Below are 24,412 nucleotides of genomic sequence, written 5' to 3'. Positions count from 1 at the left end.
GGGCAGAGGCATGATTAACGCGAAAATGCTGCAGTGCAACCAAAATCGGGGAGAGATTAAACCGATTTAAATGGGATTCTAGCACCACTGCTCGAAAAGCTGCGTGCGATTGCGTCGCGAGGTGACGCTAATTGTCGTGCCCGCACAAATTCGACCCCGGCTAGCGGCTTATCCAGCCACCCTCGCTGCGCCCTGTCACCAAAGAGAAATGCCCGGCGCGAGCGCCGGGCATTCCATAGAGCTGTGTCCCGAATTACGACTTCGGGAACCAGGAGATCTTGCCGTCCGGACCCTTCTTCCATTCGTACATGATGTAGCCCGGGAGCTTCGGATCGCCCTTCGCGTCATAGGCGAGATCGCCCAGAACGGTCTTGAACGGACCCTTCTCGTGCAGCGCCTTGGCCACTTCCACGGGGTCGTTCGACTTGGCCACGGCAGCGGCCTCGGCGATCACCTGCATGGCGGCGTAGGAGTAGAGAGTGTAGGCTTCCGGCTCGAAGCCCTGGGCGCGGAACTTCTCGACCAGTGCCTTGTTCTCGGGGATCAGACGCGGATCTGGACCGAACGTGTTGAGCGTACCGATAACCGCATCGCCGGCGATCGCAGCCAGCTCGTCGGTCACGATGCCGTCGCCCGACATCAAGGTAGCCTTGAGGCCCTGGTCCGCCGACTGGCGGATGATCAGGCCGGCTTCGGTGTGCAGGCCGCCCCAATAGATCAGGGTAACACCGGCGTCCTTCATCTTGGCAATGAGCGCCGAGAAGTCCTTGTCGCCGACATTGACGCCTTCGTACATGACTTCGGTCAGGCCGGCTGCGTTCATCGCCTTCTTGGTCTCGTCGGCAAGGCCCTGACCATAGGGGGTCTTGTCGTGGATGACGGCAACCTTGGCGTCCTTGAAGTTGGTCGCGATATAGCCGCCGGCGATGCCGCCCTGCTGGTCATCGCGTCCGCAGGTGCGGAACACGTTCCACAGGCCGCGCTCGGTGAATTTCGGGTTGGTCGCCGCAGGCGTCACTTCGACGATGTTGTTGTCGACGTAGACTTCCTGCGAAACCGGGATCGAGACGCCCGAGTTGAAGTGGCCGATCACGAATTTCACGCCGTCGCCGACGAACTTGTTGCCGACCGAAATGCCCTGCTTCGGATCCGAGACGTCGTCGCCGACTTCGAGCTTGATCTGCTCGCCGTTCATGCCGCCTGCTGCGTTGATGTCGGCAACGGCCGCTTCCGCACCCTTCTGCAGCTGCGCACCGAAGGCCGCATTCGGACCGGTGATCGGACCTGCGACGCCGACGATAACGTCAGCCCATGCATTGCCACCGAACGCGACAAGCGCGGTCAGGGCAACGGCGGACAAAAGTGATTTCTTCATTTAAACGCTCCCATTTACGAGGTGGGCGTGGATGAAACTTTCATGCGATGCCCACCCTTATCGCAGAAAGCGTACTTTGCCGATTTTCAGGCCCTTGTCACGCCGATTCATCCCCGGAACGGCGTTAATGATGAACGTCAACCTTTCGGTTTCCAGCTTAAGATCGAAGCCCGTTCGTAAAGCCAATTATACTGCGTCACCATCTGGTTCGTACGCGTGTATTGATAGCCGACAAATCCCAATATCATGAGCACGATTGTGTCCACGACATAGTATTGCAGCGAAAACATCGTGCCGCCGAACAAGGCATGATGGATGAACCTGATGCCTATGCCGAGACCCAGCAGATAGGCGAACAGCGCCGGCAGGCTGCGCCATGTCTGGGCGCTGGCCTTGCCGGTCATCCATGCCGCCCAGCCGCCGAGCAGACAGGTGACGAAGAAGAACTGCCAGATGGAAGGTTCCTCGTGAAGAATGCCTTGCATGATGAAGACTCCCTAGCATGATCCCGAAAAGTTGCAGACTTTTCGGACAAAGGTCATGCGACAAACAAACAAGTTGGAGCGGAATACCGTATGCATACATTCCGCTCCAAAATCAGTGATGGCCGCCTTCGAGATAGGCCGCCCGCACTTCCGGATTGGCGAGCAATTCCTTGCCTGTGCCGCTCATGGTCACGTTGCCGTTGACCATGACATAGCCGCGCGTGGCGAGTTTGAGCGCGCCGAAGGCGTTCTGCTCGACCAGGAACACGGTCAGCCCTTGCGTGCGGTTCAGCTCGCGGATGGCATCGAAGATCTGCTTGACGATCAGCGGCGCCAGACCCAGCGACGGCTCGTCGAGCAACAGCAGCTTAGGCCGCGCCATCAGCGCACGTCCGATCGACAGCATCTGCTGCTCGCCGCCCGACAGCGTGCCGCCGCGCTGGGCAATGCGCTCCTTGAGGCGCGGGAACAGCGCGAACACCTTCTCGGCATCTTCGTCATAGTGCTTGAGATTGTCGAGACCGGCGCCCATCTGCAGGTTTTCCATCACCGTCATGCGCGGGAAAATGCGCCTGCCTTCCGGCGACTGCGCAATGCGCATGCGGGCGATCTCGTGCGTCGGCATCTGGGTGATGTCGGTGCCGGCGAAAGTGATTGAGCCGGCACGAGCGCGCGGCGCACCGAAGATGGTCATCATCAGCGTCGACTTGCCGGCACCGTTCGCACCGATCAGCGCGACGATCTCGCCCTGGTTGACGTGGACATCGACGCCGTTCAGCGCCTTGATGTTGCCGTAGTAGGTCTCGACGCCCTTGATGTCGAGCAGCGTTGTCTCGGCCATCACTTACGCCCTCCGCGCGGCTTGCCTGTCGGGGATTTGGTGGCCGCCGGCTTGGACTTGGCTGTCAGACGCTCGGACGGTGCTCTTGGCGCGGAGTTGGCTCTTGTATCGTATTGGGTGGCTTTTGAAGCTCCCTTCGACACTGTGACCCGCTCGCCCTGGCTGTGGCCGATCGTGTCGCTTACCGGGCCGGCGAGATAGGAAGACGATGTGCCTGGTCCGTGAGCCGAATCCGGCCCGATGTCCAGCTGCTCGATGACGTCTTCATCGCCAACCTCGGTCAGCACCGTCTCGACCTCCTCGTCGTCGACGCCGAGATAGGCGGCGATGACGCGCGGGTCGGTACGCACCGATTGCGGGCTGCCGTCGGAAATCTTGCGGCCATATTCAAGCACCACGACATGGTCGGAAATCTGCATGACCACCGACATGTCATGTTCGATCAGCAGGATCGAGGTACTGCTCTTGATGTCCATCAGCAGCGAATTCAGCGCAGCCGACTCCTTCGGATTGAGACCGGCCGCAGGCTCGTCGAGGCACAGAAGTTCGGGCCCTGTGCACATGGCGCGCGCAATCTCGAGGCGCCGCTGCGCGCCATAGGGCAGGTCGCCGGCCGGATCGTCGGCGCGATCGACAAGATCGGCCTTCTCCAGCCAGTGCTTGGCAAGCTCCACCGATTCAGCCGAGGCTCTGCGGTAGCCGCCGATCCCGAACAGGCCCAGGATCGTATAGCCGGATGCCTTCATCAGCTTGTTGTGCTGGGCAACCAGCAGATTCTCCAGCAGCGTCATGCCCGAGAACAGGCGGATGTTCTGGAAGGTGCGCGCCACCTTGGCGCGCGCCGGGATCTCATGATTGGGCAGCCGTTCGAGCAGGAAGCTCGAGCCGTCGGCCCGGTTGAGCGTAATCATGCCTTCCGACGGCTTGTAGAAGCCGGTGATGCAATTGAAGACGGTGGTCTTGCCGGCGCCATTGGGTCCGATCAGAGCGGTGATCTCGCCGCGCTTGGCCTGGAACGACAGATCGCCGATGGCGATCAGGCCGCCGAACTTCATCGAAAGATGCTCGACCTGGAGGATGGCGTCTTTCATACCCGGATTGGTCTTCTGAATGGAGGTCGCGCTCATCAGCCGTGCCCTTCCTTGGTGAAGGAGGAGGAGACCGCTTTTCGTTCACTGAGGAAGGCCGTCGGTTCACGGCTGCCGACAAAGCCGCGCGGCTTCCACAGCATTACGATGACCATCGCCATGCCGAACAAAAGCATGCGGTAAAGCTCCGGCGTGAAATCTTTTCCGAAGACACTTTTCAGGAAATCGAGTTCGCGCAGTGCCTCGGTGCCGCCGATCATCACCAGCGCGGCGACCGCGATGCCGACCAGCGAGCCCATGCCGCCGAGCACCACGATGGCCAGGATGATCGCCGATTCCAGGAAGACGAAGGATTCAGGGCTGACGAAGCCTTGCCGTGCGGCGAAGAAGGCGCCGGCAAAACCGCCGAACATGGCGCCGGTGGCAAAGGCGGTGAGCTTGGTGGTGGTGGTGTTGATGCCAAGCGAGCGGCAGGCAATCTCGTCCTCGCGCAGCGCCTCCCAGGCGCGGCCGACAGGCATGCGCCTGAGCCTGATGGTGACGAAGGCGGTCAGCAGCGCCAGCCCGAGAATGAGATAGTAGAGGAAGATCTTGTAGTAGGCGCTTGACTGGGCGATGTGCAGCACCTTGCCGATATAGTTCGGGTCGGTCGAATTAAACGTCATCAGGCCGAAGAAGGTGACCTTCGGGATGCCGGAGATGCCGGCCGAGCCGTTGGTGACTTCACGCCAGTTGATCAGCACCAGGCGGATGATCTCGCCGAACGCCAGGGTCACGATCGCCAGGTAATCGCCACGAAGCCTGAGCACCGGAAAGCCGAGCATAACGCCCCAGAAGGCGGCCATGGCGCCGGCGGCGGGCAGCAGGATCCAGAACGACAGGCCGTATTGCGAGCCCAGCAACGCATAGGCATAGGCGCCGACCGCGTAAAAGGCGACGTAGCCGAGATCGAGCAGGCCGGCGAGGCCGACGACGATGTTCAGCCCCCAGGCCAGCATCACATAGATCAGGATCTGGATGCCGAAATTGTCGACCCACTTCAACGAGCCCTGCAGGCCGCCGGTTATCGACCACGCGTAGATCGACAGCACCACGACGACGAGGATCGGGTATAGCACCAGCGCCGCAATGCCGAGCTTGGTGAAATTGGCGTGGATGAAGGAGCGGAAATAGAAGATCACGCAAGCGAGCGCGTAAATGACGGCCAATGCGCGCAGGAACTGAAGGTAGCCGGCCAGATCGGGTCCCACCAACACCGGCAGGGCGCTGCCGAACGCAACCAGGACAACCGCCAGCACGACGGCGACGATGAAGGCCGGAAGCAGGAAGAAGCGCGACGCGACGCTCGCCGGCAACAGGCCGGTGGCGACATTGGTGATCTTCTGATTGGCCATGAACGGCTGGCCATATGCAATGTAGAAGAAGCGGCCAAGCATGGTCAGCACGACCACGGTGATGAGCAGCAACCAGCGCTGCACCAGGATCAGCTGGTTGCTTATGTTCTGGTCGGTCTTCAGGCCGATGAAGAGAATGAACAACCCCAGCGAGATGGCGCCGGCATAGAACGCTTCGCGCAATGCACGCTGCACGGGGGAGGCGACGGTGTCGCGCTCCGAGGATACGGAAACCGCCATTGTCTCAGACCTTTTCGACTTCTGGCCGGCCCAAAATGCCGGAAGGCAGGAAGATCAGCACGATCGCCAGGATCGAGAACGCCGCGACGTCCTTGTAGTCGATCGAGAAATACGCCGACCACATGCTCTCGATGAAGCCGATCAAAAGCCCGCCAAGCACCGCGCCCGGCAGAGACCCGATGCCGCCGAGAACGGCCGCGGTGAAGGCCTTGACCCCCGGCACAAAGCCGTCGGAAAAGGCGATGACGCCGTAATACATCAGGAACAACGTGCCCGCGACGGCCGCAAGCGCTGCACCCATGATAAAGGTGATCGAGATCGTACGGTCGACATCGACACCGAGCAGCGCCGCCATCTTGCGGTCCTGCTCGCACGCCCTTTGCGCCCGGCCGAGGGAAGTCCTGTTAACCAGGTACCAGAACAGCGCCAGCAGCAGGGCGGTGACGACGACGATGATGATCTGCTTCAGCGACACGCTGATGCCGTTGATGTTGTAGACTTGGCTGACCATCGGCGGGATCGGCTTGTTGCGCGGGCCTTGCGTCACCTGGATGAAGTTCGACAGCGCGATCGACATGCCGATGGCGGTGATCAGCGGCGCCAGCCGGAACGAACCGCGCAGCGGCCGGTAGGCCACCTTCTCGATCGTCCAGTTGTAGAGGCTGGTGAGCAGCATCGCCACGATCATCATGATCAGCAGCGCCAGGACGACCGGCACTGAATAGAACAAGGAGCCGAGGATGAGGAAGACGACGAGGGCGGCGAATGCCCCGACCATGAAAATGTCGCCGTGGGCGAAGTTGATCATGCCGATGATGCCGTAGACCATCGTGTAGCCGATTGCGATCAGCCCATAGATCGATCCCAGCGTCAGCCCATTGATAAGCTGCTGGACAAAGTACTGCATGTGTACATGGCTCCCCTGGAATGTCGCCCATGCAGACGCATTCCTTTTCGTATTTCCCCTAGTCGTAAAGTTTCGAGCCCGGATTGCAACGTGATTTTTCAAACGTCGAGCGTGTTTTGCCGGCACGCCTTCCGATTGCCCGTTTTTTTGCTCCCGACCCCTGGACTATCGCGGACCCTATCATTGGCATAACGCAATGTCTTTGACGATTCAGCCGGACCAGGCACATCATTTCGAAGAATTCGCCGTCAAGAATGGGTGGTGAGACGAATCGTTGCATTTTGGAGAGGGATCGTTGTTTGGCCACATTCCTTTCCGCGGGGGCAAGATTCCTGCTGTTGGCCTCAAGCCATGGCCGCCGGGCAGGGAAGCGCTGCCGTCTGCGATCAATAAGCTGGTCCACCTCCTCGCTGAGCGCATGCCGTTCGGTACCGTTCAGCGGCGGGTTGATGCACGGCGCAACTGCGACAAGGGATACTACCTGACCGTGTCAGCGAACGCCTCGACCGCTGCACTAACCTTTGCCGACTGGTTTCGCCGTGAGGTCTGGGTCGGGCCGGATGATCAGCACCCGGCAAGCTCACTTGACGACGAACCCGTGCGCGAACGGATCGCGGTCGTCGATGAAGATGGTGTTCAGGCCGGTCATCCGCGCCCAGCCGCCGATCGAGGGAATGATGGCCGGCTTGCCGGCAACAGTGACGTCCCTCTCGACCTTGCCCTTGAACAGCGAGCCGATGATCGATTCGTGGACAAAACTGTCGCCGGCCTTGAGCTTGCCCTTGGCATGGAGCTGCGCCATGCGCGCCGAGGTGCCGGTGCCGCAAGGTGAGCGGTCGATCGCCTTGTCGCCATAGAAGACGGCGTTGCGTGCGTCGGCCCCCTCCACCGTCGGCTCGCCGGTCCACAGCATGTGGGACAGCCGGTTGATGCCGGGGTTTTCCGGATGCACGAACGAGTACTTCTCGTTGAGCCGCTGCCGCACCACAGGGCTCCAGGCGATGAAATCGCCGGCGGAATAATCAGCCATGTCGCGAAAATTTGCCTGCGGCTCGACGATTGCGTAGAAATTGCCGCCATAGGCGACATCGACGGTGATCTCGCCAAGCTGCGGGCAGTCGACCGTCAGTCCCTCGGCATAAAGGAAGGACGGCACATTCGTGATGCGCACCTCCTCGACATAGTCGCCGACTTGTTTGTATTCGGCGATAACCAGCCCGGCCGGTGTGTCGAGCCGGAGCACGCCGGGTGTCTTCGGCTTGATCAGCCCATGTTCGATGGCCATCGTCACCGTGCCGATCGTGCCGTGGCCGCACATCGGCAGGCAGCCCGACGTCTCGATGAACAGGATGGCTATGTCGCAATCCTCGCGCGTCGGCGGATAGAGGATCGAGCCCGACATGACATCGTGGCCGCGCGGCTCGAACATCAGCCCGGTGCGGATCCAGTCATACTCCGCCAGGAAATGCGCCCGCCGCTCCATCATCGTCGACCCCTGAAGCAAAGGGCCGCCGCCGGCGACCAGCCGCACCGGATTGCCGCAGGTATGGCCGTCGATGCAAAAGAAGGATTTTTTGGCCATGATTTCCTCGAACTCAAAACCGTTGCGGGCTGAAGGGAGCAAGATCGATCGGCGAAGTTTGCCCGAGAACAAGATTGCGGATCAAGCGGCCGGTGGCCGCCGCCTGGGTCAGGCCGAGATGGCCATGGCCGAAGGCGTAGACAACGTTGGGCGCGGTTCGCGCCGTGCCGATCACCGGCAGCGAATCCGGCAGCGACGGGCGATAGCCCATCCACTCGCGGCCGCCTGACGCGTCCAGCCCCGGAAGGAACTGTCTGGCTTTTTCCAGCATGGCCTTCGAGCGCGCAAAATTCGGCGGCCGGTCGAGACCGCCCAACTCGACGGCGCCGCCGACGCGCAAGCCCGTCTCGAGTGGCGTGATGACGAAGCCATGGCCGGAAAAGATCAGCATCCGCTGCACGTCGAAAGCGGTCTTCGGCAGTGTTGTGTTGTAGCCGCGCTCGGTTTCGAGCGGGATGGTGTCGCCAAGCGCCTTCGTCAGCAGATGCGACCATGCCCCGGCGGCCACGACAAGATGTCTTGCCTGCCTGGTCGTGCCGTCGGTCAGCGCCAGCGTCGCGCCATCAGGATTGGCGGCGACGCGCTCTATGCGCGCCTTTTCGAAACGCGCGCCCAACCCTTCGGCATAGGCCCACACCCCCTTGCCGAGCAGTTTCGGATCGGCGACGGTCTTCCAGCCCGGCACGAAGGTGCCCTTGATGAAGCGCGGCGACAGTCCCGGCTGCAGCCGCGCCAGTTCGTCGCCTTCGACATGGCGAAAGCCGATGCCGAAGCGCTCGCGCGCCGCCCAGCCCGGCAGCCCGGCCTGAAATTCGGCCTCGCTTTCATAAAGCTCCAGCGAGCCGTCCTCGCGCAGCATCAGCCGCGTGCCGGAACGGTCGAGCAGGCCCATCCATTCAGCCTCGGCGAGCTTCATCATGCCTGCCTGAGCAGCAAGGCTCGCCTCATATTTTTCTGGTGCGCCAGCGCGCCAGAAGCGCAACAGCCAAGGCAACAGCTTCGGCAAGTAGGCCGGCGGGATGCTGAGTGGCCCGAGCGGATCGGCAAGCCATTTCGGCAAGTGCCGCATCATGCCCTTATGCGCCAGCGGCAGCACGTCGGAGAAGGCGAAGGCGGCGGCATTGCCGGAGCTCGTCTCCTCGCAGATGCCGGTGCGGTCGAAGACCGTGACGCTGCGCCCGGCCTCGGCCAGCATGGCCGCCGCGCAGATGCCGACAATGCCGCCACCGACAATGGCGATATCTACCCTTTCTCCCCGTTCACGGGGAGAAGGGGCCCGAAGGGCGGATGAGGGGCGGCGGCCCTCCTCTGTGTCCCTGGAATTTCCTTGCACGTCGGCGCTGCCCCTCATCTGGCTGCCGCCATCTTCTCCCCGTGCACGTGCACGGGGAGAAGAAAGCCTTCAGAACTGCGGCAGCTTCGGCCGTACCGCCAGCGCGTCCTTGACGATCTTCTCGACCGCTTTGCGGCGCTCGCCCGACAGCGGCTGGCGCGGCATGCGCACGCGGTCATTTGTGTCGATCGCGAGCACTTCGGCAAGCTTGATGTTTTGGACCAGATAGGTCGAGACATCGAGATCGAGCAGCGGCCGGAACCAGCGGTAGATCGAAAGCGCCTCCTCGCGGCGGCCCTGCTTCATCAGCTGGTAGATGGCGACGGTCTCGCGCGGGAAGGCGACGACCAGACCCGCCACCCAGCCGATGGCGCCCACCGACAGCGCCTCGAAGGCGAGATTGTCGACGCCGGTGAACAGATCGTAGCGGTCGCCGAAGCGGTTGATGATCTCTGTCGAGCGGCGGATGTCGTCGGAGGACTCCTTGATGGCGACGAAGCGCTTGTCGGCGGCCAGTTCCTCCATCTGGTCGACGGTGACGTCGACGCGGTAGGCGAGGCGGTTGGAGTAGATCATCACCGGCAGGTCGCCGGCCTGAGCGACGGCGCGCAAGGCGGCGACCGTCTCTTCCGGGTTGGTGTGATAGATCGGGCTCGGCACCACCATCAGCCCGTTGGCGCCTTCCCGGCTCGCGCGCTTTGCGATGCTCGCCGCCTCGCGGGTGCCCGCCTCGTTGACCGTCAGCAGCACCGGCTTGTTGCCTGCAACTTTCTGGGCAGTCTTCAGCACCTTGATCTTCTCGTCATGCGACAGCATCGGCCCTTCGCCGAGCGAACCGCAGACGATGATACCGTCGCAGCCTGCCTCCATCTGCAAAGCAAAGCAGCGCTCCATCTCGGCATGATCGAGGCGGTCGTCATCAGTAAACTTGGTCGTGACGGCGGGGAAAACTCCGGTCCACATAATCGTCTCTCCATCTGATATATCAGCCGTATATCTATTTGAAAACCGGCTGTCAACGCGGAATTCGTTATGATATATGTAAGATATATCAGGAGCCCACCTTTGATATCCAGTGAGACAGCATACCCCGAGCCGGCCGCTGCCAAGGCCTACCATGTACTCGAGCATATGATCGTGACGTTGGAACTGGCGCCGGCGAGCTTTGTCACCGAAGGCGCCCTCATCGAGAAGCTGGCGCTAGGACGCACGCCGGTGCGCGAAGCGATCCAGCGCCTCGCCTGGGAAGGACTGCTGGATGTCAGGCCACGCGCCGGCATCGCCATTGCCCCGCTTCATCCCGGCGACTGGCTGCGCGTGCTGGATGCCAGGCGCGGCGTCGAGGTGGTGCTGGCGCGCTCGGCCGCCCGCTTCGTCACCCGTGAGGCCGCCGACCTGTTTCATGAGGCAGCCCTTGCCATGCAGAAGGCCGTCATCTCGGGCAATGTGCTGGCCTTCATCCAGGCCGACAAGGCGCTCGACGAGGCCTTGGCGATGGCCGCCGACAACCCTTTTGCGGCCCGTCTGGCGGCGCCCCTGCAGACCCACAGCCGCCGCTTCTGGTTTCGCTACAAGGCCGACACAGGGCTGGCCGAATCGGCCGAACACCACGTCGCGCTAATCCGCTCGATCCTGGCCGGTGACGAAGAGGCTGCCGCCAAGGACGCCAAACGCCTTATGGCACTGCTGCGCGGCCATGCCGAAGTGGCCGCCACACGCTGAACTCCGTCTCTGCTCCAGACTTCCGACCGGTCTTTATCAGGTGCCCGGCAAGACTGCGGCCATGGTCGCCCCGTCCCAGCCTTCGCCAGCCGTGATGATGCAGCTTTGGCCGTGTGTGTCGGTGGCCAGGATGGTCCAGGTGCCCTGGTCGGAGACGAATATCTCAAGCACCACATTTGGGTTCACCAGGCCACGAGCGGCTTGGTTTTCGTGGAACTTCTCGCCGAGCGCCTTGACCAAGTCGGTCCGCGCCGCGCATTGATCGGCTTTAGCCTGGGCGATGCCGGACATCGCGAACACCGCAAAGAACATCGCCGCCACAAGACGTCGTGTCATCTGACACCTCCTTGCGCCAGACGAGAACCCCGGCTGCTACCGGCGCTATTTTGATGGCCTGCACCACGGCAGGAATGCAATTTAAGGCAGATGACAGGCTCTTGGTTCCATCGCTTAAACGTGATGGCCAATGTCGGTTTCGTACAAAGAAAGGCCCAGGACGTTGAACCCAGGCCTTCTTGCCGATCTTCGAAATCGTCCGGTCAGTTCATCGTCGGGATGACGAACTCGGCACCGTCCTTGACGCCGGAGGGCCAGCGCGAGGTCACCGTCTTGGTCTTGGTGTAGAAGCGGAACGCGTCCGGGCCGTGCTGGTTGAGGTCGCCGAAGGACGACGCCTTCCAGCCGCCGAACGTGTAGTAAGCGATCGGAACCGGGATCGGCACGTTGATGCCGACCATGCCGACCTGGACGCGCGAAGCAAAATCACGAGCAGCATCACCGTCACGGGTGAAGATGGCGACGCCATTGCCCATCTCATGATCGTTGGCGAGCTTGATGGCGCTCTCATAGGTCGGCGCACGCACCACCGACAGCACCGGGCCAAAAATCTCTTCCTTGTAGATGCGCATGTCAGCGGTCACATTGTCGAACAGGCAGCCGCCCATATAGTAGCCATCCTCGTAGCCCTGCATGGAGAAGCCGCGGCCATCGACGACCAGCTTGGCGCCTTCCTTGACGCCGGTGTCGACATAACCCTTGACGCGTTCCAATGCCTGCGCCGTCACCAGCGGGCCGAAATCGGCGGACGAATCCGTCGACGGGCCGACCTTGAGGCTTTCGACACGCGGGATCAGCTTTTCCATCAGCCGGTTGGCGGTGTCGTTGCCGACGGGAACGGCAACCGAGATCGCCATGCAGCGCTCGCCGGCCGAGCCGTAGCCGGCGCCGATCAGCGCATCGACCGTCTGGTCCATGTCGGCGTCGGGCATGATGACCATGTGGTTCTTGGCGCCGCCAAAGCACTGCACGCGTTTTCCCGCCGCCGTGCCGCGCGAATAGATGTAATGCGCGATCGGCGTCGAGCCGACAAAGCCGATAGCCTTGATATCAGGATCGTCGAGGATGGCGTCGACGACGTCCTTGTCGCCATTGACGACGTTGAGGACGCCAGCCGGCAGGCCAGCCTCGAGGAACAGTTCGGCGATGCGCATCGGCACGCCAGGGTCACGCTCGGAAGGCTTCAGGATAAAGGCGTTGCCGCAGGCCAGCGCCGGGGCAATCTTCCACAGCGGGATCATGGCCGGGAAATTGAACGGGGTGATGCCGGCAACGACGCCAAGCGGCTGGCGCATCGAATAGACATCGATGCCGGGGCCGGCGCCGTCGGTGAACTCGCCCTTCATCATGTGCGGCGCACCGATGCAGACTTCGACCACTTCGAGGCCGCGCTGGATGTCGCCCTTGGCGTCGGCGATGGTCTTGCCGTGCTCGCGCGCCAGGAGATCGGCCAGTTCGTCATAGTCGCGGGCAACCAGTTCAAGAAACTTCATCAGCACGCGCACACGCCGCTGCGGGTTGGTCGCAGCCCATTTGATCTGTGCTTCCTTGGCATTCAGGACAGCCGCACGCAGTTCAGCCGGCGAGGCCAGCGCCACCGTGCCGCGCACCGAGCCGTCCATCGGCTGCATGACGTCCTGCTTGCGCCCGCTGGTCCCGGCGACATGCTTGCCGCCAATGAAATGACCGTATTCGATCATGGTTTCTCTCCCTGAGTTTGTGATGAAGCATTCAACGCCTTTGCAGGCGCGAAGGCAACGCGAGGGGAAACGCAACCGTTGTGCGGGAAATAGACAACGAAGGACGAGTGTGCATTAATTGCCGCAAATTACAGATTGCTGAAAGGCCCGAAGCTTGCGCTCCGTCACACCCCCCTCTGTCCTGCCGGACATCTCCCCCGCAAGGGGGGAGATCAGATGTGGCTGCCGCCTTCGCAAATCTTCAACGCACCAAAAGAGACGCAGGTGGCGGAGCTGCCAATCTCCCTCCTTGCGGGGGAGATGGCCGGCAGGCCAGAGGGGGGTGGGCGGGAACGCCGCGTTCGCCGCTAGCCCGGACCACCCCCATGAACTGGGATGACGTCCGCATCTTCCTCGCCGTGGCCCGCGCCGGGCAGATCCTTGGCGCCGCCAAGCGGCTGGAACTCAATCACGCCACCGTCTCGCGCCGCATCGCAGCGCTTGAGGATGCGTTACGGACAAAACTGTTTCGCCGGCTTACCACCGGCAGCGAGCTGACGCCGGCCGGCCAGCGCTTTCTCGATATTGCCGAGCGCATGGAGAGCGACATGATCGCCGCGCGCTCCACCGTGTCGGGCGAAGGCGACGATATCTCAGGCACTGTGCGCATCGGCGCCCCCGACGGGTTTGGCGTTGCATTCCTCGCCACGCGTCTTGGCGCGCTGACCGCGCTGCACCGCGAACTCACCATCCAACTGGTACCGGTGCCGCGTTCCTTCTCGCTGTCGCGGCGCGAGGCCGACATCGCCATCACCGTCGAGCGGCCGAGCGAAGGCAGGCTGGTGGCGGGAAAGCTGGTCGACTACACGCTCGGCCTGTTTGCCTCGCGCGACTATGCACAGGCGCACGGCTTACCCGAGACCGCTGCCGAACTCGGCCACCATACGCTGATCGGCTACGTCCCGGACCTGATCGTCAGCCCTTCGCTCGACTATGCGGCGGAGTTCAGCCCGGACTGGCGCACCAGCTTCGCCATCTCCTCAGCGCTGGGCCAGGCCGAAGCGGTGCGGTCGGGCGCCGGCATCGGCATCTTGCACACCTTTGTCGCCCGCTCGATGCCGGAGCTGATCCCCGTCAACATCGTGACGCCGATCCGCCGCGCCTACTGGCTGGTCTATCATGAATCGGTCCGGCCGCTGCGCCGCGTGCAGATCGTCGCCAACTTCATCACCAAGGCGGTCGAGAGAGAGCGCGGGCTGTTTGTCTGATGGCCGCGCCGCCTTGCCTTCGCCACAAAATCGGCCAGTGTGGCAACAAGCGCGATGTCGCCTATCATTAAGGATTGGCTGCGCCGGGTCGGACACTTTTTTGCAAAGCTGGTGCGGATCAAAATGCGAGCGGTGCTCGCCATCTTGCCGCTTGTCGCGCTTTCCGCCTGCGCCAATCCATGGACCGAAGTTCCGGAAGCCGAACTGCCCAAGCCGGTCCGTATCGCAATGGCCCGCCCGTCGCCTTTCGTCTTCGGCAATTATTGCGGTCCCGGCACCCGCACCGGCGACCTCTCGGCTCGCCCTGTCAATCGCCTCGACAGCGCCTGCCAAATCCATGACGCCTGCTACATCGCGCGCCATAATCATTGCGACTGCGACGGCGCGCTCGTCGCCTCGGCAAAGGCGATCCGTGATGACAAGACAGCGCCGAAAAAGATGCGCGGCGAGGCCGAGCTTTTGATCGCCACTTTCGCGCTTCCCGTCTGCAAGGTGTTTCCGCAAGGCTTCCTGCCGCCGCGCGATCCGGCTGAACTGAAGACGATGAACGGTGCGACCGGATGAACCGCGCCATCTGCCTGGCCTTGGCCGGGCTGGGGCTGGCGGCCCTTGCCGGTTGCGCCGCCCCGATCCGGCACAGCTGCGATTTCTTTCCCGATGCGAAGGATTGCGGCCGGCCGTCGCTATCGGCCGACACGCCGGGACCGCAGACTGCAGCAGCAGCGTTTTTCGGCGATGCCGGCGCCCGCGACTATGAAAGGCAGTTTCTGGCGCTGCTCGCCCACAACCAGATCGGCGCCATCGACAGGGCGAACGGCACCGGTCCGTTCGGACATGACCGCCACGCCATCGCCAACCGCGATTTCCAGGCCACCTACCGGACGCTGGAACGGCTGGCGAAGCCGGTTACCGCCGAACAGATGCCGGCAGTGAGCGGCACAGCCGGCGAAGGCCATTTCAACGGCCGTTGGCGCGTGTCGCGGCAGACGCTCTATGTCAACGCCGCCGCGCGGCCCTCCGCGCCAAAGACGTTCAGCTTTTCCGGCCTGCAGGCGCGCTCGGTCGAGATCGTGATGCGCCAGGCGGGAAAGCAGCCGGTTGAGATATCGGGCGCCTGCGACGGGGCGCTGGCGATTCGCGCCGGCGGTGGCTCGCGCAGCGTGGCGAGCGGTGCCGCCTTCCGCCTCCGCCTGTCGGCCGGGCAAACCGCCAGCCTGTTCCCCAGCGATGGTTTGAACCGCTGCAGTCTCAAGCTCAGCTCCAGTCTGGCGCCGGCAGGCGCCCCGCTCACCATCCTGCGCGAAGAGGTTGCCTATCCGGCGATAGCCGCGCTCGACAGCCGCTACGAGCGTTGTCCAGTGCCCGGTCCATCCGGCCTGGATGAACTCGCCCGCGTCTTCTATGCCGGCCGCTGGCTGTCGCAGAGCTGTTCGCTGCCGCTCGGGTCACCGCGCCTGTTACGCAAGTCGCGCGACGGCTTCAACGCCAAGGTCGAAGCGCTGCTCGGCGCGCCTTTACCCGACAGCGCCTTCGACAAGGCCGACCCCGAACTGCCGCTCGATTTCTCGCGCGCGCCGAAACTCAAGCTGGTCTATCTGTCGTCGCTGGAGTTCAAGGCCGATTTTTCCGGCCGCGTCATCGAGCGGCTGATCCGCCATCACGCAGCCCTCGGCACCAAAGTGCGCATCATGGTCACAGACGTGCTGGAGCGCGACAAGGACGATGCCCTGCTGCACCGGCTGGCGGCCGATTATCCCAATGTCGAGTTGCAGGAATATCGTTGGCGGGCCGACCACGGCGCGCCGGTCGACGAGCAACTGTCACAGCTGCACAAGACCCATCACGTCAAGATGCTGGCGACGCTTGCCGAGGATCCCGCCCGCTCGCGCGTCATCATCGGCGGCCGCAACATTCATGACGGCTTCCTGTTCCACAAGCCGATCGACCTGTCGCGCTATCCGAACCTCGAGCAATACGGCAAGACCGACGGCCTCTCGCTCAACTACTATTCGAACTGGAGCGATTTCGACATCGAGTTTGCCGACCCGGCCACGGTCGAGACGCTGGCCGCGCATCTCTCGACATTGTGGCTGCGCGACGCCGACACCAACATCGCAAGACCCTTCTCCATTCCGGTGCGCTCCGACAGCCGGCGCCCGCCGGGCACGGTGCGCCATTTCATTTCCGTGCCCTACGAGGACAACCATGCGCTCGAGACCTATTTCGTCGAGCTGATCGACACTGCCCGGCACCATATCGAGATCGTCAATCCCTACCTTAATCTGACGCCGAAGCTCAGCCTGGCCATCGAGCGGGCGCTGGCGCGCGGCGTCAGGATCGACATTGTCGGCCGCATCGACCTCAAGGGCGATATTGGCGGCAAGCTGCTGACCGCGCTCAACAAGCTGTTCGTCGAGAAATATGGCGACCGCATCAACATCCGCGAATTCAAGGCGCCCGATGTCGTGCTGCACTCCAAGATCATGATGATCGACGAAAGGCTGGTGACGATCTCGTCGGTCAATCTCAACAACCGCAGTTTCTTCCACGATCTGGAGAACGGCATGACGGTGCTCGACCCTGCTTTCTACGCCAGGATGCAGCCGGTCTATGACGACTATGTCGCCCATTCGAACCCGGTATCGACCAAGGTGACGATACCGTGGGCCTACCGATGGCTGTTCTCGAAGGGTTGGGTGAAAGAGGCGTTTTGAGGGGCTGGCGACGCTGAAGGAATGCCGTTCTGTAGCGATCCTTTACACCCCCTCTGTCCGGTAGGACAGAGGGGGTGCTGGCCCGCCAGCTTTAAAAAGCACCCCTACCTCAAATACCGCTCCGGCCCCAGCTCCCGCACATCGATATCAGGCACCTTGCTGGAGATGATGTCGGACAGCACCTTGGCCGAGCCGCAGGCCATGGTCCAGCCAAGCGTGCCGTGCCCGGTGTTGAGATAGAGGTTGGAGAACTCGGTGCGGCCGACCAGCGGCGGCCCGTCCGGCGTCATCGGCCGCAGCCCGCACCAGAAGGACGCCGCCTTGAGGTCGCCGCCATCCGGGAACAGATCGCCGACCGAATGTTCGAGGGTGCGCCGGCGCGATTCATGCAGCCTGAGATCGAAGCCGGAAATCTCCGCCGTGCCGCCGACGCGGATGCGGTCGCCGAGCCTGGTGATCGCCACCTTGTAGGTTTCGTCCATTACCGTCGACACCGGGGCGGCGACCGCGTCCTTGATCGGAACGGTGATCGAATAGCCCTTGACCGGATAGACCGGGATCGGGCGCCTGAGCAGGCGCATGAAGCGCGCCGAATAGCTGCCCAGCGCCAGCACATAAGCGTCGGCCGCGCGCGAGCGCTGGTCGGTGCCGACGCTGACGATGCGATTGCGGTTCTTGGAGAAGCGCCGGATCTGCGTGCCGTACTCGAACGTGACGCCGCGCGCCACGCAGAGCTCGGCCAGCCGATCGGTGAACATCTTGCAGTCGCCAGTTTCGTCGCCGGGCAATCTCAGCCCGCCGACAAACTTTTCCCGCACGCCGGCCAGCGCAGGTTCGGCGCCAATGCAGCCTTCGGGATCGAGCAACTCGTAGGGAACGCCATATTTCTTCAGCACCTCTACATCGCCGCCGGTGCCGTCGAGCTGCTTTTGCGTGCGAAACAGCTGCAGCGTGCCCTTGGTCCGCTCATCATAAGCGATGCCGGTCGCCTCGCGCAGCGCCTTCAGCGTGTCGCGGCTGTATTCGGCGAGCGGCACCATGCGCGCCTTGTTGATGGCATAGCGATCCGCGGTGCAATTGCGCAGCATCTTGATGAGCCATGTCCACATATACGGATCGAAGGCCGGCCGCACCACCAGCGGGCCGTGCTTCATCAACAGCCACTTGATTGCCTTCAGCGGAATGCCGGGGCCGGCCCAGGGCGAAGCATAGCCCGGCGAGATCTCGCCGGCATTGGCGAAGCTGGTTTCCAGCGCCGGCCCTTTCTGGCGGTCGAACACCGTCACCTCGTGGCCGGCCTCAGCGAGATAATAGGCAGTGGTGACCCCGATAACGCCGCCGCCCAACACGAAGATCTTCATCGCATCACTCTCCACGACGACTTCCGTCAGAGGGCCGCCGCCTCCTGTCTGCCGGATTCTGCGGCGTCCGCCAAGGGGCGGCGTGTCGCGGCTCTATTCGTTGATATAGCGGCGGTGGAAGCGGGGGCCGAGACTGGTCAGGATTTCATAACCGATCGTGCCGGCTTGACCGGCGGCGTCATCGACGCTCTGCGAGGGGCCTAGGAGTTCGACAAGGTCGCCCTCGCGCAGCCGGCCGGCCGGCAGGGCCGAGATGTCGAGTATGATCGAATCCATCGACACCCGCCCGACAAAGGGCAGTCGCACGCCGTCGAGCCAGGCAGCCGAAGCCGCGCGCCGGTGCCAGCCATCGGCATAGCCGAGCGAGATCGTGGCCGCGCGCAAGGGACCGCTGGCCAGAAACGCATGTCCGTAGCCGACGCCCGCGCCCTTATCGATGCCGCGTGTCTGGATGATCTTTGCCTCGAGCCGCACCACCGGCAGCATCGGGTTCGCCTCATCAGGCGTGGGATTGATGCCGTAGAGCGCGGCGCCCGGACGCGCGAGGTCGTACTGATAGCGCGGCCCAAGAAAGATGCCGGAGGAATTGTCCAGCGACGCCGGCGCCTTGGGCAGCATTTTGCGCAGCCGTTCGAACTCCCTGAGTTGCGCGTCATTGGCCGCATTGGTCGGTTCGTCCGCACGGGCCAGATGGCTCATGACGAGAACGACATCGACGCCGGCGAAAGCATCGGCCGTAAGCGCCTCGACCTCTGCCGGCGCCATGCCCAGCCGCGACATGCCGCTGTCGACCTGGATGGCGGCCTTGAGCTTGCGGCCGGCCTTCTGGCCGGCTTTGCTCCACGCCTTCAATTGTCCGCCACTGTTGATGACGGGAACAAGGTCGGCGGCCACCGCTTCGGGTTCCGAGCCCGGCGGCAGCCCGTTCAGCACATGGATTTCCAGCTTCGGTCCGAGTGCGTCGCGCAGCGCTACACCCTCGGTGAGATGCGCGACAAAGAAGCTGTCGCAGCCTTCGGCAACCAGTGCCTCCGCCACTTGCCGCGCGCCAAGCCCGTAGCCGTCGGCCTTGACGACGCCGGCGCAGCGTACGCCGCCGAGCTTTGCCTTGAGCCGCCGGTAATTCTCCCTGACCGCGCCGAGATCGATGGTGAGAATGGCGCCGGCCGCCGCTTCGCTGATCGTATCTTTGGCTTTATGCATTGCAGACCCGCTGAAGTCGGCGCTGCCCCTCATTGTCCTGCCGGATATTTCTCCCCGGCCCTATACGGGGAGTTGAGGAGCGGTCCGCGTAAAGCGGACGAAAAGCCAACTGCTTGGCTTTTCGAGTGACGAAAGCCGGCAGGCAGGTGAGAGGCAGCCCAGACGCTGCGCTAAGAGGCCATTGCCCGGCGTCGTTCATATGGGTCTCGTGGCTGCGGGTGTCCCGATCAATAAAGCACGAATCAGGTGCCGTGCGAACCGTCACATCCAGCTAGGCAAGATGACGGAACGCCGCCACCACATCCTCATAGACCTTCCGTTTGAACGGCACGATCAGATCGGGCAGGTCCTGCATCGGCCGCCATGCCCATTCATCGAATTCGGCGGTGTGGCCGCCCGGCGGCGGATTGATCTGGATCTCTCTGGTCTCGCCGTGAAAGCGGTAGGCGAACCATTTCTGCGCCTGGCCGCGATAGCGGCCCTTGAGGGCGATGCCGACCAGATCGGGCGGCAGGTCGTAGTTGATCCAGTGCGGCGCCTCGGCCAGCAGCGTGACCGAGCGCATGCCGGTCTCTTCATAGAGCTCGCGCCCGGCCGCCTGCAGCGGCTCCTCGCCCTCGTCGATGCCGCCTTGCGGCATCTGCCAGAGCTGCATGGTCCCGGCAAATTCGCTGTCCGGTTCGGCGATGCGGTGCCCGACCCAGACCAGCCCGTCGCCATTGAGGATCATCAGTCCTACGCAAGGGCGGTAAGGCAGCGTCTCGGGGTCGACAGGTTTCTTCGTCATGATCAGCCTTTTTCCGGGTCGATGGCCACCGCCGAGATCGGCACGATCTCGATGCCGCGCTTTTTTGCTTCGACCACCCAGAACGCCACGGTATCGACGGTGAGGTCGAAGGCCGAGCCGATGCCGACGGCGGAGCCTTTGGCACGCGCGGTCGCTTCCAGCGCGTCGAGCTTTTTCAGGATGGCGCCGCGGTCCTGCACGGCGTCGATTGCCGTATCGCCGGCGACGAACGGCACACCGTCCTTCAAGGCGAGATCGGACGCCAGGCTCCGCGCGGACGAGCCGTCATCGACATAGGCAAGGCCACGCTTGCCGAGTTCGGCCATGAACGGTCCCATCGCCGTCGCGTCCGCCGAAAAGCGCGCCCCCATATAGTTCATGACGCCGGTATAGTTGGTGGTCCGCGACAGCGCCCAGCGCAGATTCTTCAGATTCTCGTCCGGGCTTGCCGCCACCGTCAGCGTGTTGCGGCCGGGATTGACGTTGGGATAGTCGAACGGTTCGAGCGGCACCTGCATGACCACCTCATGCCCGCTCTGCCGTGCCGCCTGCATCCACCGGCCGATGCTGTTGCCTTGCGGCGCAAAAGCCAGCGTCACTTCGGCCGGCAGCTTGGCGATCGCCGCCTGCGTGCCGGTCTGCGACACCGCAAGCCCGCCGATGACGATTGCCACTCGAGCGCCACGCGAACCCGACCACGGCCGCGCATAGACATCGAACGGCCGCCGGCCGTCAGCGGCGCGAACCGGCAACGGGCCGGTGTCGCTGGCCTCGATCAGCGCCCTGTCGGGGATATGCGCGATCTTCAGGTTCTGGCCGATCGTCGACGGGTCGTGGATGACGATGGCTGCATTGGGCGGGCCGTCACCCTCCTGGGACTGCACATGGATGATCTGCGGACCGCTGGCCTTGGGCGTTTCCGCCTTCGGCGCTGCCGCCGTCGCTTGAGCAGTGGGCGCTGCGGCCGCGGGCTCGGCCGCCGCCGTCACCTTCGGCGTCGAGACCGCGATTGCTTCCGGTTTGCGGAACGGCTTCTCGCGCAGCGCGATCGCGCCGGAGATGCCGACCGCGGCCAGCACGACCAGCGTCGCCGCGACGGCGCCAGCGCTGATCCCGCGCGACGCGGCACGCGGTCGGACGGTCTGTCCGAGCGGGCGTTCGATGTCCTTGCCGATGTCAGCCAAGCCGCATCCCCCGGCGCGTGATCAGCGAAATCTTCGCCATGCGCAGATCCAAAACTGACGGCGCGTCCCCTGCGCCTTTGAGGCACAGCGCCCAGCTGCCCCCGAATCAAACTGCCGGAACCTCACGGTCCCGGCAGCATTGCATCGCTTCGATTGGGCAGCCAGAGCTACCAGTCGATTTCACTGGTTAAGCACTGCCTTCTCCGGATTCGGCGGGAATGCCGGATCGGTCTTTTGGCCGCGCAGCAGCTGTTCGGCATAGATCAGCTGCAGATCGTCCTTCGGATCCGGCGGCACATAGGCAGCCGAGCCCGAGCCGGTATCGCTCTCGTCGGCGCCCTTGATGTGGCCCTTGAGGTCAGATTCACCGCGCGTCAGGTCCCTGCCCTGCAGTTCGGGCGGCAGCGGCTGGTCGACCTTGATGTCGGGCGTGATGCCCTTGCCCTGGATCGACTTGCCGGACGGCGTGTAATAGAGCGCCGTCGTCAGGCGCAGCGCGCCGTTCTCGCCAAGCGGGATGATGGTCTGCACCGAGCCCTTGCCGAACGACTGCGTGCCGACCACTGTGGCGCGGCGCAGGTCCTGAAGCGCGCCGGCGACGATCTCGGAGGCGCTGGCCGAACCGCCATTGACGAGCACGATCAGCGGCTTGGCGCCGATGTCGTCGCCTGCCTTGGCGTCGAAGCGTGTGACGTCCTTCGGGTCGCGGCCGCGGGTCGAGACGATCTCGCCACGGTCGAGGAAGGCGTCGGACACGCTCACCGCCTGGTCGAGCAGGCCGCCCGGGTTGAGGCGCAGATCGAGCACATAGCCTTTGAGCTTGTCGTTCGGCACCTGCTTCTTGATGGTGTCGATGGCATTCTCGAGGTCGTCATAGGTCTTTTCGGTGAAGGAGGTGATCTTCATGTAGCCGATGTCGTTCTCGACCCGGAACTTGACCGCCTTGACCTTGATGATATCGCGCACCACCGTCAGCTCGATCGGCTTGTCGGCGCCCTGGCGCAGGATGGTCAGCTTGATCGGCGTGTTGACCAGGCCGCGCATCTTTTCGACCGCATCGTTGAGCGTCAGGCCGCGAACCTCTTGGCCGTCGATCTTGGCGATATAGTCGCCGGCCAGCACGCCTGCCTTGGCAGCCGGGGTGTCGTCGATCGGCGTGATCACCTTGACCAGGTCGTTCTCCATGGTGACCTCGATGCCAAGGCCGCCGAACTCACCCTTGGTCTGCACACGCATGTCCTGCGCCTGCTCGGCATTCATGTAGGAGGAGTGCGGGTCGAGCGAGGTGAGCATGCCGTTGATGGCGTTTTCGACCAGCGACTTGTCGTCCGGCGGCGTCACATACTGCGCCCGCACGCGCTCGAAGATGTCGCCGAAGATCGCCAGTTGCTTATATGTCTCGGAGCCTGCAGCGTTCGCCGTCGAGCCGGGCGCGCCATAGACCAGGCTCATCGCTGACGCGCCCATCAGCGCACCGGCAATAAGAAGCGACAGTTTCCGCATCATTTCACGTCCTTCCAGAGAAGCGGTCCGCCCACCATGGGGTCGGATCGACGGGTTTTCCATCCTTGCGGAACTCGACATAGAGTTCCGGCGTGGCATTTCCATTCTTCGAGGCCGAGGTGCTTGCCACCCGGGCCTCTCCCATCGCGCCGACCGGCTCTCCTGCGAGCACCGACTGGCCAGACGCGACGCTGATTCTGCTCATCCCCGCCAGGACGACATGATAGCCGTCTCCCGCATTGAGGATCAAGAGTTGACCATAGGAGCGAAAAGGCCCCGCATAAAGCACATTTCCGTCCGCCGGTGCCGTGACGATGGCTCCCGATTGTGTCGCAACCATGTCGCCAAGCATCACCGCGCCGTTACCGTCATCGGCCCCGAAACGCAGCTTGATCTTGCCGGTGACCGGCAGCGAGACTTGTCCCTGAAGTGCCGAAAACGGCGCAGCGGCGGTGAGGCGGTTGCCTTCCGGCACGGGCAGCGAAGCCAGCTCCGTCGACGCGGTTGTGCCTGCATCGGCGTTATCGGCGTCCGGCTTATCGCTGTCGGCCGCTTTCTGTTCGCCTGCCTTGACGGCATCCGCCGCCTTGCGGTTCTTGTCGGCTTCAAGCGAAGCGATCAGCTCTTTCAGGCTGCCGGCCTTGGCCGCAAGCGCCTGGGACCGCTGCTTTTCAGCGGCCATCGCCGTCCAGGTGTCCGCCTCGAGCTTCTGCTTGGCTTCGAGCAGCATGGAGAGGCGTTTCTTTTCCGCCGTCTGCTCGCCGACCGCCGCCGTCAGCCGCGTCCGCTCGGCCTCGATCGAGGCCGTCACCCGGGTCTGTTCCCTGAGGTCGGCCAGCAATTTGTCGGTCTGCTGGCGCAGTTCCGGCACCACTGCGCCGAGCAGGATGGCGCTGCGCACCGACGACAGCGCGTCTTCCGGCTTGACCAGGATCGCCGGCGGCGGATTGAGCCCCATGCGCTGCAGCGCGCCCAGCACCTCGGCCAGCACGTCGCGCCGCGCCGCCAGCGAGACACGGATCTTCTGTTCCTCGCCCTTCAGTCCTTCGAGCCTGGCGCCGATATCCTCGATGTCCTGGCCGAGCTTCTGCTCGGTCATAGCCGACTGGATAAGCGCCGCGGTGATCGAGGCATGGTCCTTCTTGACCGAAGCAATGTCGGCGGCGAGCTTGGCCAGCCGTTCGGACGACAGCGTGATCTCGGCCGACACCTTCTCATATTCGGCACGGCTCAGATCGGGGTCGGGCGCCACGTCCAGCGTATTTTCGGCCCGCGCAAGCCCGAGCGACAGCAAAACCACCGCCGCAGCGATGCCGCAGCGCGCGTGCCGGAAGCCCGTTCGTGATTTCCCGTTGTCAGCCATTGAAGCCCGACTCTATGCGTGGCTTCGTTAACGAACCATCAACCATG

20 protein-coding genes and 1 pseudogene are annotated in these 24,412 nt (G+C 63.3%); 4 read left to right on the top strand and 17 right to left on the bottom strand.

Going from position 1 to position 24,412, the window contains the following annotated elements; translation table 11 throughout:
• Positions 1-253: 253 nt before the first annotated feature.
• The 9 genes and pseudogenes from NKJ88_RS17515 to NKJ88_RS17475 all read right to left on the bottom strand — a co-directional run bounded on the left by NKJ88_RS17515 (position 254) and on the right by NKJ88_RS17475 (position 10,208).
• Positions 254-1,375, bottom strand: a complete 1,122-nt coding sequence (locus NKJ88_RS17515) for a branched-chain amino acid ABC transporter substrate-binding protein (protein WP_023668720.1) — start codon at positions 1,373-1,375, stop codon at positions 254-256.
• A 137-nt stretch (positions 1,376-1,512) separates the two neighbouring features.
• Positions 1,513-1,860 carry a DUF6867 family protein gene (locus NKJ88_RS17510; RefSeq protein WP_023668719.1) on the bottom strand — a complete coding sequence of 116 codons (348 nt, stop codon included), beginning with the start codon at positions 1,858-1,860 and terminating at the stop codon, positions 1,513-1,515.
• A gap of 112 nt (positions 1,861-1,972) precedes the next feature.
• A complete protein-coding gene (locus NKJ88_RS17505) occupies positions 1,973-2,701 on the bottom strand; it encodes an ABC transporter ATP-binding protein (RefSeq protein WP_023668718.1) in 729 nt (242 codons plus the stop codon).
• Between the two features lie 20 nt (positions 2,702-2,721).
• Positions 2,722-3,828: pseudogene (locus NKJ88_RS17500) on the bottom strand (ABC transporter ATP-binding protein); the annotation flags it as partial.
• Entirely contained in the window at positions 3,828-5,423 is a 1,596-nt protein-coding gene (gene livM / locus NKJ88_RS17495; protein ID WP_023668716.1) for a high-affinity branched-chain amino acid ABC transporter permease LivM, read from the bottom strand. The gene livM and the pseudogene NKJ88_RS17500, both read right to left, overlap by 1 nt.
• Positions 5,424-5,427: 4 nt before the next feature.
• Positions 5,428-6,330, bottom strand: coding sequence for a branched-chain amino acid ABC transporter permease (locus NKJ88_RS17490; RefSeq protein ID WP_023668715.1), 903 nt, complete (start codon positions 6,328-6,330; stop codon positions 5,428-5,430).
• 580 nt (positions 6,331-6,910) lie between these two features.
• Positions 6,911-7,912: a 4-hydroxyproline epimerase gene (locus tag NKJ88_RS17485; protein WP_027050572.1), complete on the bottom strand. Its 1,002-nt coding sequence runs from the start codon at positions 7,910-7,912 to the stop codon at positions 6,911-6,913.
• 13 nt (positions 7,913-7,925) lie between these two features.
• Entirely contained in the window at positions 7,926-9,263 is a 1,338-nt protein-coding gene (locus NKJ88_RS17480; RefSeq protein ID WP_352444847.1) for an NAD(P)/FAD-dependent oxidoreductase, read from the bottom strand.
• Positions 9,264-9,314: 51 nt separating this feature from the next.
• Positions 9,315-10,208: a dihydrodipicolinate synthase family protein gene (locus NKJ88_RS17475; RefSeq protein WP_023668712.1), complete on the bottom strand. Its 894-nt coding sequence runs from the start codon at positions 10,206-10,208 to the stop codon at positions 9,315-9,317.
• A 69-nt stretch (positions 10,209-10,277) separates the two neighbouring features.
• On the opposite strand from NKJ88_RS17475, the gene NKJ88_RS17470 reads away from it, so the two are divergent.
• Entirely contained in the window at positions 10,278-10,967 is a 690-nt protein-coding gene (locus tag NKJ88_RS17470) for a GntR family transcriptional regulator (protein WP_050588433.1), read from the top strand.
• 36 nt (positions 10,968-11,003) lie between these two features.
• Here NKJ88_RS17470 and NKJ88_RS17465 read toward each other — a convergent pair whose 3' ends face one another.
• Positions 11,004-11,303: a hypothetical protein gene (locus NKJ88_RS17465; protein WP_023688917.1), complete on the bottom strand. Its 300-nt coding sequence runs from the start codon at positions 11,301-11,303 to the stop codon at positions 11,004-11,006.
• Between the two features lie 203 nt (positions 11,304-11,506).
• Positions 11,507-13,003, bottom strand: a complete 1,497-nt coding sequence (locus tag NKJ88_RS17460) for a CoA-acylating methylmalonate-semialdehyde dehydrogenase (protein ID WP_023668709.1) — start codon at positions 13,001-13,003, stop codon at positions 11,507-11,509.
• Positions 13,004-13,368: 365 nt separating this feature from the next.
• Between NKJ88_RS17460 and NKJ88_RS17455 the strand changes: the two genes are divergently transcribed.
• The 3 genes from NKJ88_RS17455 to NKJ88_RS17445 all read left to right on the top strand — a co-directional run bounded on the left by NKJ88_RS17455 (position 13,369) and on the right by NKJ88_RS17445 (position 16,964).
• Positions 13,369-14,250: a LysR family transcriptional regulator gene (locus NKJ88_RS17455; RefSeq protein WP_352444845.1), complete on the top strand. Its 882-nt coding sequence runs from the start codon at positions 13,369-13,371 to the stop codon at positions 14,248-14,250.
• A gap of 123 nt (positions 14,251-14,373) precedes the next feature.
• A complete protein-coding gene (locus tag NKJ88_RS17450; RefSeq protein ID WP_023684130.1) occupies positions 14,374-14,814 on the top strand; it encodes a phospholipase A2 family protein in 441 nt (146 codons plus the stop codon).
• A complete protein-coding gene (locus NKJ88_RS17445) occupies positions 14,811-16,964 on the top strand; it encodes a phospholipase D-like domain-containing protein (protein ID WP_352444843.1) in 2,154 nt (717 codons plus the stop codon). The genes NKJ88_RS17450 and NKJ88_RS17445 overlap by 4 nt, the downstream gene beginning before the upstream one ends.
• Before the next feature lie 104 nt (positions 16,965-17,068).
• Here NKJ88_RS17445 and NKJ88_RS17440 read toward each other — a convergent pair whose 3' ends face one another.
• The 6 genes from NKJ88_RS17440 to NKJ88_RS17415 all read right to left on the bottom strand — a co-directional run bounded on the left by NKJ88_RS17440 (position 17,069) and on the right by NKJ88_RS17415 (position 24,365).
• Positions 17,069-18,325, bottom strand: a complete 1,257-nt coding sequence (locus NKJ88_RS17440) for a D-amino acid dehydrogenase (RefSeq protein WP_023668705.1) — start codon at positions 18,323-18,325, stop codon at positions 17,069-17,071.
• A gap of 93 nt (positions 18,326-18,418) precedes the next feature.
• Positions 18,419-19,528, bottom strand: a complete 1,110-nt coding sequence (gene alr / locus NKJ88_RS17435; RefSeq protein WP_352444841.1) for an alanine racemase — start codon at positions 19,526-19,528, stop codon at positions 18,419-18,421.
• A gap of 271 nt (positions 19,529-19,799) precedes the next feature.
• A complete protein-coding gene (locus NKJ88_RS17430) occupies positions 19,800-20,315 on the bottom strand; it encodes an RNA pyrophosphohydrolase (RefSeq protein WP_352444839.1) in 516 nt (171 codons plus the stop codon).
• Between the two features lie 2 nt (positions 20,316-20,317).
• On the bottom strand, positions 20,318-21,499 hold the full coding sequence (locus NKJ88_RS17425) for a divergent polysaccharide deacetylase family protein (protein WP_352444838.1): 1,182 nt from the start codon (positions 21,497-21,499) through the stop codon (positions 20,318-20,320).
• 180 nt (positions 21,500-21,679) lie between these two features.
• Entirely contained in the window at positions 21,680-23,005 is a 1,326-nt protein-coding gene (locus tag NKJ88_RS17420) for a S41 family peptidase (protein ID WP_023668701.1), read from the bottom strand.
• Position 23,006: 1 nt separating this feature from the next.
• A complete protein-coding gene (locus NKJ88_RS17415) occupies positions 23,007-24,365 on the bottom strand; it encodes a murein hydrolase activator EnvC family protein (RefSeq protein ID WP_352444837.1) in 1,359 nt (452 codons plus the stop codon).
• Positions 24,366-24,412 lie beyond the last annotated feature (47 nt).

The sequence above is a fragment of the Mesorhizobium sp. M0016 genome (genome assembly GCF_040324035.1).
Lineage (GTDB): Bacteria > Pseudomonadota > Alphaproteobacteria > Rhizobiales > Rhizobiaceae > Mesorhizobium.
This window is presented reverse-complemented; position numbering and strand designations above follow the sequence as displayed.